A 17,698-nucleotide genomic window follows, 5' to 3' on the forward strand; every position below is an offset into this window, starting at 1 on the left:
TAGATAACCTTATTATGTAATAAAAAGTTTAAGTCTGGTGGTACAAAAATTAAATGATTTGTCTTATAATTAATATTATGTTAAGTTGTATATTTTAAAACCCCTATCTTAACTATTTCGGTATTGCTAAAGCTCCTGAAGTTTGCGATTTAATTCTTGCACTTTGTCTTGTGCTTTTTTACGAGTGTAAATTTCAACAAGCAATTGTACAGTCTGCTTGTCGTTAGGATTAATTTCATTGGCACGAAGTAATGCAAATTGTGCTCTGTTAATTAATGAACTGTATTGAACATTCTTATCCGCATCAGATTTTTTTAATGCGTCGTTAGCCGTATTCACATAAGCTAGACCCAGTTGGTATAATGCGTCAAAATAATTTTGGTCAGTTGCTAAAGCTTTATTGTACGCTAAAATTGCTGTTGAGTTATTCCCGCCAACTTGTTGCAAATATCCATATAGAAAAAATAAAAGCTTATTTCCTTTTTCAACCTTTAAGTTATTTTCAATTAAACTCTGAGCCTTAGTAAAGTTTTCGGTATCCAGTAATAAATTTATATAATCGTTGGTTAAATAATGATTGTATGGATTTAATCTTAAACCATCTTCTAAAGTTTTTATAGCATTTTCATTATCATATTTAGATAAGTAGAGTTGCGCCATTTTTTGAAATACAGCCGGGTTTTTAATGCTATCTTCTTTTGCTCGCTTAAAGTATTTTAAAGATTCATCATATAACTGTACATTCTGAGCACAAATAGCTGTATTTAAGGCTAAGGTAGAATCACCAGGAAAATTATCACTTACTTCTCGCAAATCATCTAAAGCTTCTTTAAAGTCGTTATTGAAATATGACAGGTTGCCTCGCTCCTGCTTTTTAATCAAAATGTTATGTTCTGAAGCCTTTATTAAACCAGATGGATCCTCGTATTTATCTAAGCTATTGGCTTTTTTTATGGCTACAACTGCTGTGTCAAAATATTTGAAAGATGCAGTAGCATCTGTTTCTATCAATGCAGCATAAGATGTTAGGTATGATTTTATAGCCCAGGTTTCGGTCCAGTTTTTTGTTTTACTATCCTTATCAGCAGATTCTATTGCCTTTAACCCTTCTGAGATAATGCCTAGTTGTTTTTTGGGTTCATCTTTGCCTGCAAAAGATGCTTGTAATTTCCCAACAGCATTTCTTGCTATCAGCATCTGGCTTTTTTGCGAAAATCCTTTAAATGATAATAATACAAAAGCTACTATAAGAATTCGGGAACAATATTGCATAATATATTTAATGATACAATCGTAAAAATAAACATAAAAAAAAGAGCCCCGAAATTTCAGAGCTCTTTTTGATTGGAAAAACGATTATTGTTTAGGCAAAGCGTCTAAACGTTTTTTAATTTCATCGTAATTTTTAGTATCATTTCTAAATGCATAAATGGTTTTAAGCGTCTCTAAAGCGCCAGCATTTTTTGGATCAGCATCTAAGGCTTTTTTGTAATAAGGAACAGATTTATCTAGTAAGCCGTTCATTTTTGCAGTTATTTCGTTAAATTCTTTAACTTTTTTCGCATCGATTTTGTTGCGGTCTGCTTGCATTTTTAATGCCTGACTAAAATAAATATTACCTAATAATACTTGATATGCAGGATTATTTGGTTCTTTAGCCGCTAAGGTGTTCAGCATTTGTTCTGATTTTGCAGCATCACCTTTATCAATGTAGATTTGAGTTTCTGTTTTAATAAAGTTTGGATCTTCAGGGAACTTTGCAGCAGCTTCTTTAATCAAAGCCAAAGCAGCAGTAGTATCTTTTTGCTTGCTAAGTACTATGCCAATAATCTCTCCGTATAAGTCTTTAGATTGTGGCGAATTAAGCGATATTACCTTTTTGAATTGAGTAATTGTGTTTGGATAATCATCCAAATTCCTAGCAGCAATACCGGCGTTTAAATACATTGCTGTATCTGCAGGATTTATAACTGTCGCTTGAACAAACTTACCATAAGCAGTTTTATAATCTTTTTTATTGTAAGCCAAAACACCAGCATTTCTTACCGCATTAGCAATATTGTTTTCCGCTAAAGTGATATTTTCTTTCTCAGTACCTTTCGTGTCAATTGTTTTAGCCTGAGCAACTGCATCCATAGCAATCTTTAAATTTGCATCAGAATTTTGCGCATTAACTGTATCAATTAAAGCAGCAGATGAAGCAAATAAAGCACGATATGACCATGCTTCGGGCATAATTTTAGATTTTTCATCAGCAATTGCTTTGTCAGTATGAGCTAAACCTGCTGAAATGGTTTCTAATTTTTTAGCTACCGGAACGGAAGCACTTTGGCCCGTAATCTGGAATATTCCCCAAGCTTTCTTTGCCTCGGTAACTTCACCTTTCTGAGCAAATACAGAGCTAACTACACCTGCTAAAACTATACTTAAAACTACTCTTTTCATAAAATTATTATTCTATTCTTAATTATTGGATTAATTTTCGTCTTCCTCTTTATTATCTTCTGCATCAGCTTCTTCGTCTGTATCTTCAGCTTCTGGAGTGGTATCTGCTTCTACTTCTTCGCCATCTTTTACCAACACATCTTCTAAATCAATTGTTTCCTCTTCATCCTCTTCGTGGTCAATTTTAGTTACCGAAGCAATTTCATCATCACCTTTTAAAGATATTAAACGAACACCTTGAGTTGCTCTACCCATTACCCTTAAAGCTGAAACGGGAATCCTGATAACAATACCAGAACGATTGATAATCATTAAATCTTCACTATCGGTAACGTCTTTAATGGAAACTAATTGTCCTGTTTTTTCGGTAACATTTATGGTTTTAACACCTTTACCACCACGGTTTGTAACGCGATAATCTTCAATATCCGTACGTTTTCCATATCCCTTTTCTGATACTACTAACACCGTAACTTCAGGATTGTTTATGGCAATCATTCCAACAACCTCATCTTTATCATGTGCAAGCCTAACGCCACGTACGCCTGTAGCAGTTCTGCCCATCGGGCGAACGGTGCTTTCGTTAAAGCGAATTGCTCTTCCAGAACGTAAAGCCATTACAATTTCGCTCGATCCATTGGTTAAACATGCTTCTAAAAGCACATCGCCATCGTTAATGTTTATTGCATTTATTCCGTTAACACGAGGACGAGAATATGCTTCCAGAGAAGTTTTCTTAATGGTACCTTTCTTAGTACACATGATGATGAAATTGTTCTCTAAATATTCCTGGTCTTTTAAATTTTTAACCTTTATGTAGGCTTTAATTTTTTCTTCTTTTGGTATATTGATGATGTTTTGTATCGCTCTACCCTTACTCGTTCTAGAACCTTCCGGAATTTCGTAAACCCTTAACCAGAAACATCTTCCGGCTTCTGTAAAGAATAACATGTAATTATGGTTGGTGGCAATAAGCATGTGTTCAATAAAATCTTCATTTCTTGAATTACTACCTTTTGAGCCTTTACCACCTCTACCCTGCGCTCTAAATTCTGTTGCTGGCGTACGTTTTACATAACCTTCATGTGAAATGGTGATTACAACTTCTTCATCATCGATGAAATCTTCCATGCTCATGTCTTCAGCTGAATGAACGATAGTTGTTCTACGCTCATCACCAAATCTCTGACGGATATCTGCCAATTCATCTTTGATGATTTGCATACGCAAACCTTCATCAGCTAAGATAGATTTCAAATGCTCAATAGTTTTCATTAATTCAGCATATTCATCCTTAATTTTATCTCTTTCTAGTCCTGTTAAACGACGTAAAGTCATATCCAGAATGGCACGAGCCTGGATGTCGCTCAAACCAAATTGCTCCATTAAGCCAACACGTGCTTCGTCTGGTGTTTCTGAAGCACGAATTAATTTAATAACTTCATCTAAATGATCTAAAGCAATTAAATAACCTTCTAAAATATGTGCTCTTTTCTCCGCTTCTGCTAATTCATATTTTGTACGGCGAACAATTACATCATGACGATGGTCTACAAAATGCACAATTAAATCTTTAAGATTTAGCATCTGAGGACGACCTTTTACCAATGCAATATTATTTACACTGAAAGAGGTTTGTAAGGCTGTATATTTATATAGGTTATTTAAAACAATTGATGCATTTGCATCACGTTTAATTTCGTAAACAATGCGGATACCATCTTTATTAGATTCATCACGAATATTAGAAATTCCCTCTAGTTTTTTCTCGTTAACCAGTTCAGCAGTACGCTCAACCATATTGGCTTTATTTACCTGATATGGAATTTCGGTAACGATGATTACTTCACGATCTTTAACATTTTCAATTTCGGCCTTAGCACGCATAACAATACGACCGCGACCAGTTTCAAATGCTTCTTTAACACCATTATAGCCGTAAATGATACCACCTGTAGGGAAATCAGGGGCTTTTACAAACTTCATTAATTCCTCAATAGTGATATCTCTGTTATCGATATAACTTACAACACCATCAATCACTTCGGTTAGGTTGTGTGGCGCCATATTCGTGGCCATACCAACCGCAATACCCGAAGAACCATTAACTAAAAGGTTGGGTATTTTAGCTGGTAAAACTGTTGGTTCTTGTAAGGTATCATCAAAGTTTAACTGGAAATCTACCGTATCTTTATTGATATCGGCAAGCATTTCTTCAGCTATTTTAGCGAAACGTGCTTCCGTGTAACGCATCGCAGCCGGCGAATCACCGTCGATGTGTCCGAAGTTTCCTTGTCCATCTACCATTGGGTAACGTAAACTCCAATCCTGAGCCATACGTACCATGGTAAAATAAACCGATGCATCACCATGTGGGTGATATTTACCCAAAACCTCACCTACAATACGGGCAGATTTTTTATGTGGTTTATTACTTGTTACACCTAAATCGAGCATACCATATAAAACACGGCGGTGTACCGGTTTTAATCCATCGCGTACATCAGGCAAAGCCCTTGATACGATAACCGACATTGAATAGTCAATGTAAGCCGATTTCATTTGCTCTTCAATATTTATTTGAATGATTTTGTCGTTTTGCTGATTTTCTAAATCTTCTGCCATAAATTATTATTCTCGCTATTAAAAACGATATTTAAAAAAGGTATTATTATAACCTTGCGAATTTAACAAAATTATGCCGAATTAAGGCATTGTGGAAAAGTTTTGACTATTAAGGTAGGTTTTGAGATGGCTGCTTTTTTATACGTTCTTACAGTGATGTTTAAATGATTTTAAATCATCCATAATTTTGTTTATTTATGATTCTTATTCTAGTGATTCAAATAAAATCTTGATTTAATATTGTTTCTGATACTTTTGTGTATCAATCTAATTAATAATGGCCAAGCAAAAAAAATCAGCAATGGTATTTATCATGATAACACTCCTGATAGATTTTACAGGTTTTGGAATTATAATACCTGTTTTACCTAAGCTAATTCAAGAATTTACAGGCGGTAGTGTCAGTGTTGCTGCAGATTATGGAGGCTATTTAATGGTAGCATTCGCTTTGGCGCAATTTATATTTTCACCAATTATGGGTGGATTAAGTGATCAATATGGTAGAAGACCAATCTTATTGTTTTCATTATTTGGATTAGGGATAGATTATATTTTCCTTTCGTTTGCACCTTCCATCTTTTGGTTATTTATAGGTAGGATAATCGCAGGTGTTACAGGGGCTAGCTTTACAACAGCTATGGCATACATCGCCGATATTTCTGAACCTGAAAAGAAAGCTCAAAATTTTGGTCTGGTTGGAGCAGCTTTTGGCGTTGGTTTTATTTTAGGTCCGGTTATAGGTGGTATATTTAGCACATTTGGATTGCGTGTTCCTTTTATGATATCAGCCGGCTTAGCATTAATTAACTGGCTGTACGGCTATTTTATTCTACCAGAATCTTTAGCAATTGTAAACCGTAGAAAATTTTCATGGAAACGAGCAAATCCAATTGGTTCATTTATCAATGCATCCAAATACCCGGCAATTTTGGGTTTGCTAGCTACACTCCTACTATTATATGTAGCAAGCCATTCGGTACAATCAAACTGGTCTTATTATGTTATTGAAAAATTTAAATGGGATTCGACCATGATTGGATATTCTTTAGGTGTAGTTGGTTTGATGGTTGCAATTGTTCAGGGTGGTTTAATCAGGGTAATAATTCCAAAAATCGGTAATAGGAAAGCCATTTACTTTGGCTTAATACTTTATGTTATAGGTTTCGTCTGTTTCGCGTTTGCGGCAAATGGATTTATGATGATGCTATTCATTATCCCTTATTGCCTTGCAGGTATCGGTGGACCAGCCATGCAAAGTATAATTTCCAATCAAGTACCCGAAAATGCCCAAGGCGAAATTCAAGGAATTACCACAAGTTTGCAAAGCTTAGCTGCCATAATCGGTCCTTTTTTGGCAAGCCATATTTTCGTTTATTTTATTCAGGATGGAACACCACTATATTTTCCTGGCGCACCATTTATTTTAAGTGCATTTTTAACTTTAATAGGATTATTTATAGCGATAAGAGCATTAAGGAAATATCATTAATTAGCAGGATTTAAAATTTTGTATTCATTGTAGGCCATTACTACGTTAAACACTAATAATACTATTCCTTCGTAATTAATTTTTTCATCTAAGTTTAATTTGAAAATTACTGAGGATAAAGTGATAAACAGTATCAATCCCACAGAGATAAAAAAAGATACTCTAAAAGTTTTTAATAGTAAAGATAATCTAAATAAGGTATTTCTTTTAAAAATTTTTGGTGCATTTATTAGTTGTACGATGCTTGTGATTATAAAAAAGGCGATAAGTACTAAAAATACGTTTGATAACATTCCACTGTTAAGTGGTGGAAGAACCAATAATTTTTGCTGAATAAAAACCCAAATAACTATAATACACAATCCTAATTCTAAAAGTTGCCAGTTCTTATTGGTTATTAACCATCTCATGATCGGATTTGGTTCCTTTTGCATAGCATAAGTTAGCACTGTTTTAGTTTTTTCTGAAATTGGTGTAAAGGGATTTAAAATGCTAATAATGAATACTAAAATCGATAGAAAGAATTGGAAAATGCCATCACTAACTAAAATATGTATCCCATTGCTTGTAAGTACTGTACTCGTAAGAACAGAAAGAAGTAATAAAACAACGATTAACGAGTGAAATAGAAATGGATAGTAATTTAGTATTACATTTTGCTCTGCAACATAATGTAAGGGTGTATTGTTATCCTCCTCTATCTTAAATTTTTTAACCAGATTTACAACAACGAACAAAAGAAATATCGGAAAAAAAAACATATTAAAGGGTATAGTATTTATTGAATATATTGTTTAAAGCAACTCATTTGCCAAATTAGCCAGCTCGCTCCTTTCGCCTTTATGCAAAGTAATGTGTGCATAAAGTGGGTGATTCTTAGCGTTTTCGATTAGATAAGAAAGTCCGTTGCTTTCAGAATCAAGATAAGGCGTATCAATTTGATAAATATCTCCTGTAAAAATGATTTTTGTATGCTCACCCGCTCTCGAAATTATTGTTTTAACTTCATGAGGGGTTAAATTTTGGGCTTCATCTATAATGAAGAAAATCTTTGTTAAAGTTCTACCTCTGATAAAAGCTAGTGGCGCAATTGCTATTTTCTCTGTTGCAACTAATTCATCAATTTTTGCAGACATTTTATCATCTGCGCTAAACTGCTCTTTAATAAAACGTAAGTTATCCCAGATTGGAGACATGAAAGGATCTGTTTTAGATTTTGCATCTCCAGGAAGAAATCCAATATCCTTATTGCTTAACGAAACTATTGGTCGGGTAATGTAAATTTGTCTGAAATCTTTTCGTTGCTCAAGCGCACTTGCTAATGCTAAAAGTGTTTTCCCTGTTCCAGCATTGCCTTGTATGCTAACCAATTTAATATCATCATTCAACAAAGCATGAATTGCAAAAGCTTGTTCGGGGTTTTTTGGTTTAATTCTAAAAATCTCATCAGAGTAAACTTCTGTGAGCGTTTTTTTAGCATGGTTGTAAAAAGCGTTAATCGTTTTTCTTTTATTTTTAAGGATATAAAAATGATTGGCTTTTTTTGATGGTAAATCAGCCTCATCAACATCGATTTTATGATTGTGCTTCAGTTTATCAATTAGTGTTTCTGAAAATGCATTAAGTTCGGTTTTACCTGCATATAATTCATCAACATTTTTTATTTTACCTGTTTCGTAATCTTCAGCATTTAAGTTAAGAGCCTTTGCTTTTAATCGTAGGCAAATATCTTTTGAAACTAATATAACTTTCTTATCAGGATTTTCCTCTTTTAGGCTTAAAGCTGCATTTAGAATTTTATGATCGGTTTTGCCCACTCCGAAAATCTCTTCAGCATTAGTTTTTAAAGGCTTTTCGTTTAACACGACTTTGAATTTGCCCAGATTGGGTGAATCCAAATTTACCCAATCGTTTATCAGTTGTTGTTTCGATGCTATATCAATTAGCCTGATAAAACTTCTAGCTTCAAAGTTTCTGGTATCGTTACCACTTTTAAAATTATCTAGCTCTTCTAAAACCTGAATGGGTATGGCTACATCGTGCTCGTGAAAATTATTAATGGCATCGTGATCGTACAAAATCACAGAGGTATCTAGTACAAATATTTTTTTTGACGAGTTGATGTTTGATTTAACTTTTTTTGCCATTTGTAAATTTAAGATATCTTTGGTAAATCACCAGCTAAAAAATTTTCTCGCAATGGATAACTAATTTTTCTGCGTAACCTGCCGGAGAATATTACTCTAGAAAATTTCTCCCCCTGAATTCACAGATTTACGCAGAATTAAGAATCTCTATTTTATCATTTATGAAAAATAATCCAATCAGCGAGAACCCAAAAACTTCTAATGCTGAAGCAATTATAAACCATTTACTTTTCGCACAATTGCTGTCGAAATATCTGAAGAATTAAAATTGACTAATAAACCTAATTTTAAATTTAATAATTTTAGATATGTAAGCACCTGTTTGTGATGAACAGGCAAAAGATTCTCTACAGATTTTATTTCAATCAGTACTAAATTCTCTATCAGTAAATCTATTCTGTAGCCAGCATCAAAAATAATCCCATTATAAATTATTGGTAAGAATACTTCTGATTGAACCTCTAAACCTTCCTCTCTAAGTACATGCAATAAAACAGCGTGATATGCTGATGCTAAAAGACCTGGTCCAAGAGCCTTATATACGCTGTAAATGCATCCCCTTACAAGGTAAGAAATTTGATTTTCATCCAAATAATTCTGATTAATTAATTTGGGATGATAAAGAATGGGGATTATCTAAAAACAAAAGCGGGGTTCTTCTTCTTTCGATTCAGTTCCCCGCTTTAACTTTTATAACAACCGTAGTCGCTAAAAAAGCATCTATTACATCTGTAAATTGAATTTCTTCGATATTACTTGGTTTTACAACTTTTGTAAATCTTTAAGAAATTATTTCTGATAGCAACATTCCGTAAAATAATGCCATTTTCAATAATGTCTGCTAAGCCTTTTGATTTTCTGATGTTTCCATCTTTCGATTTCTTCATTCATATTTTATTGGTTTAACCCGCTAAAAACAATCTATTCTTATTAAGATAATTCGAAAAATTTTCCCTTTCGGTTCTATTTCTCTTTTGAATTTTCTTATCAGACTTTCAAATTACTCCGTATTTGATATAATCTAATATAGGCTGTAAATGACTATTTTTCAATATAAATATTGTAGTTTTTTTGAACATAGTTATTAACCTCAATATCAAAGTTATAAACAGTTAAATTGTAGGAATTTGGCCTATAACGTAATTAAATAAAGAACCATTAATGTTATTAACATTTGGGTGTAATTAACTTATTAACAATAACTTAAAAAAATAGCAATCAATTATAGTACGATTTAAGCCTAAAAACTAAAATATAATAGAAAAGTTAAAATAAATCCTGCAACAAAAGCCTTTGTAATATGTTATTTTTGCAATCATGCAAATAAGGCAACCCATAAGAAATGTACAAGATTTTTTGCTTAGCACATACTTTGCAGATGGGTTGCGTATAACTGTTGGTGTTTTATTGCCTTCGTTAATTTTAGCACAGTTTGGAATGCTAAAGTATGGCATGACTCTATCTCTAGGGGCATTATGTGTTAGTGTTGTAGATACACCCGGACCAATGGTTCACAGACGAAATGCTATGTTGGTTACAACAGGTTTAATTTTCGTTTTCTCGATCTTAACAGGATTAACAAACAAAAGCCATTATTTTATTGGTTTTTTATTAGCTATATCGAGTTTTGTTTTCTCCATGTTTTACATTTATGGAGTTAGGGCCGCCGCAATTGGTACTGCTACTTTATTAATAATGGTTTTGAGTATTGATGATGTTCGCCCTTGGCAAGAAGTCATCATTCATTCATTAATGGTTTTAGCAGGTAGTTTATGGTACACCGCATTAAGTTATTTCGTATATAGGCTTCGACCTTTTCGTTTGGTGCAACAAGCCTTAAGTGAATCTATTTTTGAGGTAGCAGAATTCTTACGGGAAAAAGCCAAATTTTATCACCGCAATAATAATTATGATAAGACTTACGCAGATTTGCTTCAACTACAAGTTTCTGTACACGAGAAGCAAGACGCGGTTAGAGAATTATTATTTAAGACACGCGAAATTATTAGAGATTCTACGCCTGAAGGAAGGTTTTTAATGCTCGTTTTTGTAGATATGGTTGATTTATTTGAACAAGTAATGTCAACCTATTACAATTACAAGCAACTTCACGAACAATTTGATGCAGCAGGAATTTTGCCAGATTATGAAATGGCAATTAAACGAATTTCTTATGCATTAGATGATATTGCTTTTGCCTTGAAAAGTGGTGGAACACCTGTTGTTACTAAAAGGTTATTAATTGAAATAGAAAAATTGAAAATCAAAATAAACGATTTTGAGAAAAACAATGACAAAAAGCAGTTCAGCACCTCTGGTATTATAGCTTTAAAAAATATAGAAGTTAATATTGAAAATATTCTTGGTCGGGTTAAAACGATAAACAGTTATTTTAAACTTAGGAATAGCAAAGAAATTCGCAAAGCTGAAGTAGATACAGAGAAATTTATTACTCGTCAAAAATTCGATTTTAATCTTTTTACAGAAAATTTAACTTATAGTTCATCAACTTTCAGGCATTCTTTAAGGGTTACCGTGGTAATGCTTCTAGGTTTTATTATTTCGCAACTCTTAAATTTCTCTCACAGTTACTGGATATTGTTAACCATCCTTGTTATATCAAAACCAGGCTTTAGTTTAACCAAACAACGCAATTATCAAAGACTAATCGGAACTACTGTTGGTGCTTTTATTGGAATGGGCGTATTAACTTACATACATGATAGAAACTCATTATTCGCTATTTTACTGATTTGTATGATTGGCTGTTACAGCTTTCAAAGGAAGAATTATGTGGTTAGCGTGCTGTTTATGACACCCTATATTCTCATTCTTTTTGATTTTCTTGGAATGGGTTCTTTGGCATTGGCAAGAGAAAGAATTTACGACACTTTCATTGGTTCAGGCATAGCACTTCTAGCCAGTTATTCTTTGTTCCCGACTTGGGAGCATGAAAAACTTAAAGAAGCTATGGTTAATATTTTAAAAGCAAATAAGGCTTATTTTGAACAAGTTGTTAGGTTATACTTTGAAAAAAGTTACAATCGCACAGATTATAAATTGGCAAGAAAAGAAGTATATGTGAGCACTGCAAACTTGGCTTCATTATTTCAAAGAATGTTTTCAGAACCAAAAAGCAAGCAACTTTTTATTAAGGAAGTTCATCAATTTACAGCTTTATGCCATTTAAGTTCCTCGTATATGGCAACTTTATCACTTTACAATAAGGAGCATGATTTCCACTTCGAAAATTTTGAAGCATTAAAACCAGTTGCTAACAACACAATTTATTTATTGGATACCTGTATTAATAATTTGGAGAAAGGACAAAATACAGTTGAAAATGTTCCGCTTATTCGATTAAACGATAACACTTTAAATATTAAATCAGGTGAGGATTTGGTTCCAGAACAGTTTGATTTGATTCAGAAAGTTGCTTATGATTTATATAAACTATCTGTTAAAATTAAGATTTAGTTAATTATTGATAATCAGTATTTTAATAAAATTAGCCACACTATAAACCCATCAATTAAAACAAAGCCGTTTGCTAGTTGTTCCAATAGCTTACAATATATAAAATTATGGAAAAGCTATATACGGCTGAAGTTACAGCCACAGGTGGAAGAGACGGACATATTAAATCGAGCGATGGTCAGTTAGATTTTGAACTAAGAAAACCTAAAGAAATGGGTGGTCAAGGTGGCGCTACAAACCCAGAGCAATTATTTGCTGCTGCATGGGGACCATGTTACCTAGGCGCTTTAGGTTCAATTGCAGAAAGAGCTGGTGTTGATGTGAGTGAAGCAAATGTTAACGTTTTGGTTTCTTTCAATCAAGATGGAAATGCATTTGTATTATCCGCAGATTTAGACGTACACATTCCTGGTATTTCTCAAGAGGAAGCACAAGAATTAGCTGAAAAAGCACATAAAGCTTGTCCTTATTCAAAGGCAACAAAAGGCAATATAGAAGTTAGAATAACAGCAATTTAGTTATTGCAGCGTTATTACAAAAAAAATCAGGCTGTATTATTAATTCCAAATATTAAACGATTGGATTAATAATACAGCCTTTTTCTTTGCTACAAAAATTTATATAGATTCTTCCTGCAACAATTTAGTATTTTCTGGTCGCCCGTTTTTAAAGGCATCTCTGGTTTTTAATCCTAATAATTCAAACATTGCCATATCATCTACAAATGCAGGATTTGGTGTAGTTAATAATTTATCGCCAGCAAAAATAGAACTTGCTCCAGCCATAAAACAAAAAGCTTGCTCTAAAGTGCTCATTTCATTTCTTCCTGCAGATAAACGTACAACAGAGTTTGGCATTACAATCCGAGCTGTAGCAATCATTCTAACCATATCCCAAATTGGTACTCTCGGTTGATTTTCTAATGGCGTGCCTTTAACAGGCACCAATGCATTTACCGGAACTGATTCAGGGTGTTTCTCCATATTAGATAGCGTTTGAAGCATAGAAACTCTATCTTCTACCGTTTCACCTAAACCAATTATTCCACCGCTACAAACTGTTAATTTTGCTTTTCTAACATTTTTGATGGTATTTAATCGGTCATCATAAGTACGGGTGGAAATTATTCTTTTGTAGTCATCTTCAGAGGTATCGATATTATGGTTATAAGCGTATAAACCTGCATCTGCTAAACGTTGTGCCTGGTTTTCAGTTAGCATGCCTAAAGTACAGCAAACTTCCATATCCATATCATTAACAGCTTTAACCATTTCAATTACGCGGTCAAAATCGCGGTTGTCGCGTACTTCTCTCCACGCTGCACCCATACAAAGGCGAGATGCTCCACCCTCTTTCGCTTTAACTGCGGCGTTAACAACCTGGCTTACCTGCATTAAAGGCTGTACTTCCAATTCTGTATGGTATCGTGCTGCTTGCGGACAATAAGAACAGTCTTCTGCGCAACCACCTGTTTTAATGGAGATTAATGAACTTACCTGTACTTCATTGTAATCTTTATTTGCTCTGTGGATGCTGGCGGCTTCATAAACCAAATCTAAAAATGGTCTGTTATAAATTTCTAATATTTCTTCTTTGCTCCAATCGTGTCTGGTAGTTTGCATTGTCGGGTCAGGATTTTTTGGATATAAGGTTTAACATGGTTATATTTTCATAATTCGCGATTGATTAAGCAACCTAAAAATACTTAAATCAATATGAACACCAATTATTATAGTAAAAGTTTACTGGCTAGGCCTAAAATAAGCATAAAGCCAAAAACATCGGTAAAAGTAGTAATAATTATAGATGATGCAATGGCAGGATCGATACCAACACGCTTCAAAATTAGCGGAATTCCGGCTCCGGTTATACCTGCAATCACCAAATTACCCGTCATTGCCAGAAAGATAACTAAGCCTAACATTGGATTGCCATCAAAAAAATATGCGAAAAGAAATACAATTAATCCATTTGCGGCACCATTGATTAAGCCAACTGTAAATTCTTTCAAAACTGTTCTATAAGATTGTTTATCAGATAAATCATAAAGTGATATACGACGAACAGTTACCGCTAAAGCCTGGGTTGCAGCATTGCCTCCCATACCTGCAATTATTGTCATGTATGCTGCAAGCGAAGGAATTAGTTTTATGGTTGGATCAAAATAACGAACAACTGATGAGGCTAGAAATGCCGTTCCTAAATTAATAACCAGCCATGGCAAGCGAGATTTTACAGCCTCAACCCAATTACCACTTAATTCTTCATCTTCAGAAACACCAGATATTTTTAAGATATCTTCTGTACTCTCCGCTTCCATTACATCGATAACATCATCGAAGGTTACGCGACCTAATAATTTTTGGTGTTCATCTATAACAGGAATACTGGTTAAATTGTATTGAGAAATTAAATTAGCTACTTCCTCCTGGTCTGTATCGGGATGAACATAAACTGCATCTGTTTTAACCAATTCGGTTAATTGAGCGTTATGTTTTGCTTTGATAATATCTTTTAAAGATACAATTCCTTTGAAAATATCATTCTCGTCAACAACGTAAATGGTATAAAACTCTTCCATTTCTTCGCTTTGGCGGATAATTTCATCAATTGCATCTTTTTTAGTGAGATTAATGTTAACACAGATTAAATCTGTATTCATCAAGCCACCGGCAGTTTTTTCGTCGTAAGTTAAAAGATTTCGAATGTTGGATGCATCCTCTTCATTTAAATCTTCTAAAATTTCCTTCTGCTCATGGTCTTCCAGTTGCGAAATAATATCCGTTGCATCATCATAATCTAATTCTTCGACAATTTCGGTACGTTTATCAGGATGCATTTGAAATAGCAGATCCTCCGGGTGAGATTCCTCATCCATTTCAGAAATAATTTCTGACGCTATTTCGGCTGGTAATAAATTGATAATGTATTGCTGCTCAGATTTATCTAAACGCTCAAATAGAATTGCAATTTCTGACGCATGGTAATCTTCTAAAACGGTTTTTAAGGTTTCATCACCAGCTAAAATTGCATTTTTAACTTTAAGTACGTCGCTTTTATCTATTTCGAATGATTGCATTAATTGCCTGATCTAAAAGCCCTAATCTACTAATATTAAATATTTCATCTTGAAAATTCGAATATTAAATATTTAATCAATTATCCTATTCTTCAAATCCATTTTTGAATGAAGAATTCTAACAACGAAAATTTCTTTCGATGAAATTATTTTATAGAAAATGATATGTTCTAATATTTTAAAACCTAGCAGATCTTTGTCTACTTCGTTATATTTTCTGCCAATTTCAGGCTTGATTGAGAGTTGATCACAACAATCTATAAGTTGGTGATAGTATTTATCAGCTTGAATTTCAGACCATTTATCATAGGTGTAATTCCAAATAGCAGTTAAATCTTCAACGGCCTTGTTCGACAAAGAAAATTTACCCATTCTTTATCTTTATTGCTTTCATAGCTTTAAGATGTTCTTCAGGATTAAAATCATGTGCTGCACCACTATCTAATCCAGCTTTTATTGCATTTTTTAATATTGAGATTCTATGTTCTTCTTCTTCCAGCAGCCTCAATCCTGCACGAATAACTTCACTTGCATTTTTAAATCTTCCTTCGGCAATTCTATCTTCAACAAAACTTTCAAAATGGTTTCCTAAAACCATAGATGTATTTCTTCCCATTGTAATTTGCTCTTCAATTAAAGGTACCAAAATTTGGTACAATTGCAAAAGTTTTATTTAAACCAACCGCGTCTCCAAAAGTATATCACCTGAACAATGGCAATAACCAACATAACCAACCACGTATACAAATAACCATGTTCGGCATATAGTTCGGGCATGTTATCTTTTAAGATTTTTCCGGTCACAGGGTCTTCCCTACTAAAATTCATTCCGTAAATACCGGCAATAAAGGTTAGCGGAATAAAAATTGATGAAATGATTGTTAACACCTTCATAATTTCATTCATGCGGTTGCTAATGATAGAAAGGTTCATGTCAATATTTGCCGATGCAATTTCCTTTAACGATTCAATAAAATCGATTATTTGAATGCAATGGTCGTAAGCATCTTTAATATAGGTTTTAGTTAAATCGGTAATTAAGCTGCTATCGGTTCGCAGAATGTCATTCAATTTATCACGCTCGGGCCAGGTTACTTTTCTAATCGTAATTAATGAGCGCTTAATTCCCTGTGTATCATACATTATACGCTTGTCAGGATTATCAAAAAGCCTGTCTTCTATTGCATCCAATTCCTCGCCCCAATGGTTTAATAGTGTAAAATAATTATCTACAATAACATCCATTATGGCATACATCAAGTAACTTGCACCTCCAATTCTAATGTTTCCTTTCCCTACTTCCAATCGTTTTCGAACCGGGTTAAAGCAGTCTTCATAATTTTCTTGAAAAGTGATTAAACATTTTGAGGTAAGTATAAAAGATACCTGATCATTACATAATTGATTTTCTTCACTCAAATACAAATGTCTGCTTACCGCGAAAACGTAGTTATCGCTATCATATTCATCCAATTTTGGCCGCTGGTATGAACTTGTTATATCTTCTAAAACTAACCTACTGATGTTTAATTTTTCATATAAAGTTTCAAAGATATTCGGATCGGCTAAACCTTTAATATCAAACCAATAGTAAAAATCCGTATTTTCTGTAAGCTTATCAATGTTATCTATATTTTCTAACTCTTCTTTTTTATATGTCTTTGCGTTATAAGTATGAAGCGTAATTTTTGGCTTTAAAGCATTTTCATCAATAGTGTACAAACCAGGGCTTGTGCCAGGTTCAGGAACTTTATAATGCTTATGTCGGTTTTTAGGTTTATTCTTTGCCATACTTTATAGGTATAATCGGGCCTGCGGACCTTGATTAAATAATAAATCAACAATGCTTAAATTTGGCATAAATTGATGTCTATCCTCAAAAACCTGATAATAGGGTTTATTGTTTACGTATTCATCATTTTTCTTTGGACTCATCATTTCCCGATAATTTAATTCGGGCTCTAAATCATCAATATATTCTGATGTAAACTTAAAATCAATGCTCAGTTTAAGCTTTTTTGTCAGCCATTCTAAAATCTCAAAATTGTAATCAAACAAAAAATCGTACTTCTTAGTGTAGAAAACAGATAAATCATCCTCATAAAACTCAAAGTAGGCAGAACTTCTGTAGCAGCTTTCTAAACTTAGCCAATGCAGTCGCTGCCAATTAAAATCATAACTAATTTTAACATCTTTTAATGGCGTTCTCATTTTCGAACCACGTACCACTGGAACGGTTATATCTAATTTTCCATTTGGAGAAAATATAGTTGCCCTATTGCGATAGGTTTGCTTTGGAAAGTTCTCAAATTTCTCTAATAAAAAATCGGGATTAAGTTCTTGTATTTTAGAGAAATAGCTAACTGGCGGAAGATAAAATAATGGAAGTATAGCGGTATTTTGCATTTGAAGATATATGTTTGTAATTCAAACGTT

General features: G+C 33.5%; 16 protein-coding genes. 3 read left to right on the forward strand and 13 right to left on the reverse strand.

Translation table 11 applies throughout. The features are described from left to right. Positions 1-126 precede the first annotated feature (126 nt). The 3 genes from D7004_RS12300 to gyrA all read right to left on the reverse strand — a co-directional run bounded on the left by D7004_RS12300 (position 127) and on the right by gyrA (position 5,070). Positions 127-1,197, reverse strand: coding sequence for a tetratricopeptide repeat protein (locus D7004_RS12300; protein WP_244214326.1), 1,071 nt, complete (start codon positions 1,195-1,197; stop codon positions 127-129). A 159-nt stretch (positions 1,198-1,356) separates the two neighbouring features. Continuing rightward, on the reverse strand, positions 1,357-2,445 hold the full coding sequence (locus tag D7004_RS12305) for a tetratricopeptide repeat protein (RefSeq protein WP_123206144.1): 1,089 nt from the start codon (positions 2,443-2,445) through the stop codon (positions 1,357-1,359). A 30-nt stretch (positions 2,446-2,475) separates the two neighbouring features. Then, positions 2,476-5,070 carry a DNA gyrase subunit A gene (gene gyrA, locus D7004_RS12310; RefSeq protein WP_123206145.1) on the reverse strand — a complete coding sequence of 865 codons (2,595 nt, stop codon included), beginning with the start codon at positions 5,068-5,070 and terminating at the stop codon, positions 2,476-2,478. A 277-nt stretch (positions 5,071-5,347) separates the two neighbouring features. Here gyrA and D7004_RS12315 point away from each other — a divergent pair, with 277 nt between their 5' ends. Continuing rightward, entirely contained in the window at positions 5,348-6,559 is a 1,212-nt protein-coding gene (locus D7004_RS12315) for a TCR/Tet family MFS transporter (RefSeq protein WP_123206146.1), read from the forward strand. Here the strand turns inward: D7004_RS12315 and D7004_RS12320 are convergent. The 4 genes from D7004_RS12320 to D7004_RS21155 all read right to left on the reverse strand — a co-directional run bounded on the left by D7004_RS12320 (position 6,556) and on the right by D7004_RS21155 (position 9,593). After that, positions 6,556-7,320: a hypothetical protein gene (locus D7004_RS12320; RefSeq protein WP_123206147.1), complete on the reverse strand. Its 765-nt coding sequence runs from the start codon at positions 7,318-7,320 to the stop codon at positions 6,556-6,558. The genes D7004_RS12315 and D7004_RS12320 overlap by 4 nt on opposite strands. Before the next feature lie 33 nt (positions 7,321-7,353). Next, positions 7,354-8,706: a PhoH family protein gene (locus tag D7004_RS12325; protein WP_123206148.1), complete on the reverse strand. Its 1,353-nt coding sequence runs from the start codon at positions 8,704-8,706 to the stop codon at positions 7,354-7,356. A 213-nt stretch (positions 8,707-8,919) separates the two neighbouring features. Continuing rightward, the gene (locus D7004_RS12330; RefSeq protein ID WP_123206149.1) at positions 8,920-9,297 is read right to left on the reverse strand and encodes a GxxExxY protein; all 378 of its coding nucleotides are present in this window, start codon (positions 9,295-9,297) and stop codon (positions 8,920-8,922) included. 161 nt (positions 9,298-9,458) lie between these two features. Next, a complete protein-coding gene (locus D7004_RS21155) occupies positions 9,459-9,593 on the reverse strand; it encodes a hypothetical protein (RefSeq protein ID WP_279634753.1) in 135 nt (44 codons plus the stop codon). 430 nt (positions 9,594-10,023) lie between these two features. Between D7004_RS21155 and D7004_RS12335 the strand changes: the two genes are divergently transcribed. Together D7004_RS12335 and D7004_RS12340 are read left to right on the forward strand one after the other, a co-directional pair. Continuing rightward, positions 10,024-12,183, forward strand: a complete 2,160-nt coding sequence (locus tag D7004_RS12335) for an FUSC family protein (RefSeq protein WP_123206150.1) — start codon at positions 10,024-10,026, stop codon at positions 12,181-12,183. Positions 12,184-12,290: 107 nt separating this feature from the next. After that, a complete protein-coding gene (locus D7004_RS12340; RefSeq protein WP_123206151.1) occupies positions 12,291-12,701 on the forward strand; it encodes an organic hydroperoxide resistance protein in 411 nt (136 codons plus the stop codon). A gap of 99 nt (positions 12,702-12,800) precedes the next feature. Here D7004_RS12340 and bioB read toward each other — a convergent pair whose 3' ends face one another. The 6 genes from bioB to D7004_RS12370 all read right to left on the reverse strand — a co-directional run bounded on the left by bioB (position 12,801) and on the right by D7004_RS12370 (position 17,668). Next, a complete protein-coding gene (gene bioB, locus D7004_RS12345) occupies positions 12,801-13,805 on the reverse strand; it encodes a biotin synthase BioB (protein ID WP_123206152.1) in 1,005 nt (334 codons plus the stop codon). A 107-nt stretch (positions 13,806-13,912) separates the two neighbouring features. Next, positions 13,913-15,262, reverse strand: a complete 1,350-nt coding sequence (gene mgtE, locus D7004_RS12350) for a magnesium transporter (protein WP_123206153.1) — start codon at positions 15,260-15,262, stop codon at positions 13,913-13,915. A 72-nt stretch (positions 15,263-15,334) separates the two neighbouring features. Continuing rightward, positions 15,335-15,634, reverse strand: a complete 300-nt coding sequence (locus D7004_RS12355) for a type II toxin-antitoxin system RelE/ParE family toxin (protein ID WP_123206154.1) — start codon at positions 15,632-15,634, stop codon at positions 15,335-15,337. Continuing rightward, positions 15,627-15,878, reverse strand: coding sequence for a type II toxin-antitoxin system ParD family antitoxin (locus D7004_RS12360; protein ID WP_123206423.1), 252 nt, complete (start codon positions 15,876-15,878; stop codon positions 15,627-15,629). The genes D7004_RS12355 and D7004_RS12360 overlap by 8 nt, the downstream gene beginning before the upstream one ends. Positions 15,879-15,931: 53 nt before the next feature. Continuing rightward, positions 15,932-17,053, reverse strand: coding sequence for a magnesium/cobalt transporter CorA (gene corA / locus D7004_RS12365; RefSeq protein WP_167459485.1), 1,122 nt, complete (start codon positions 17,051-17,053; stop codon positions 15,932-15,934). A 3-nt stretch (positions 17,054-17,056) separates the two neighbouring features. Further along, the gene (locus tag D7004_RS12370; RefSeq protein WP_123206155.1) at positions 17,057-17,668 is read right to left on the reverse strand and encodes a WbqC family protein; all 612 of its coding nucleotides are present in this window, start codon (positions 17,666-17,668) and stop codon (positions 17,057-17,059) included. Positions 17,669-17,698: the final 30 nt, after the last annotated feature.

Source organism: Pedobacter jejuensis (assembly GCF_003725795.1).
In the GTDB taxonomy this organism is placed as follows: Bacteria; Bacteroidota; Bacteroidia; order Sphingobacteriales; family Sphingobacteriaceae; genus Pedobacter; species Pedobacter jejuensis.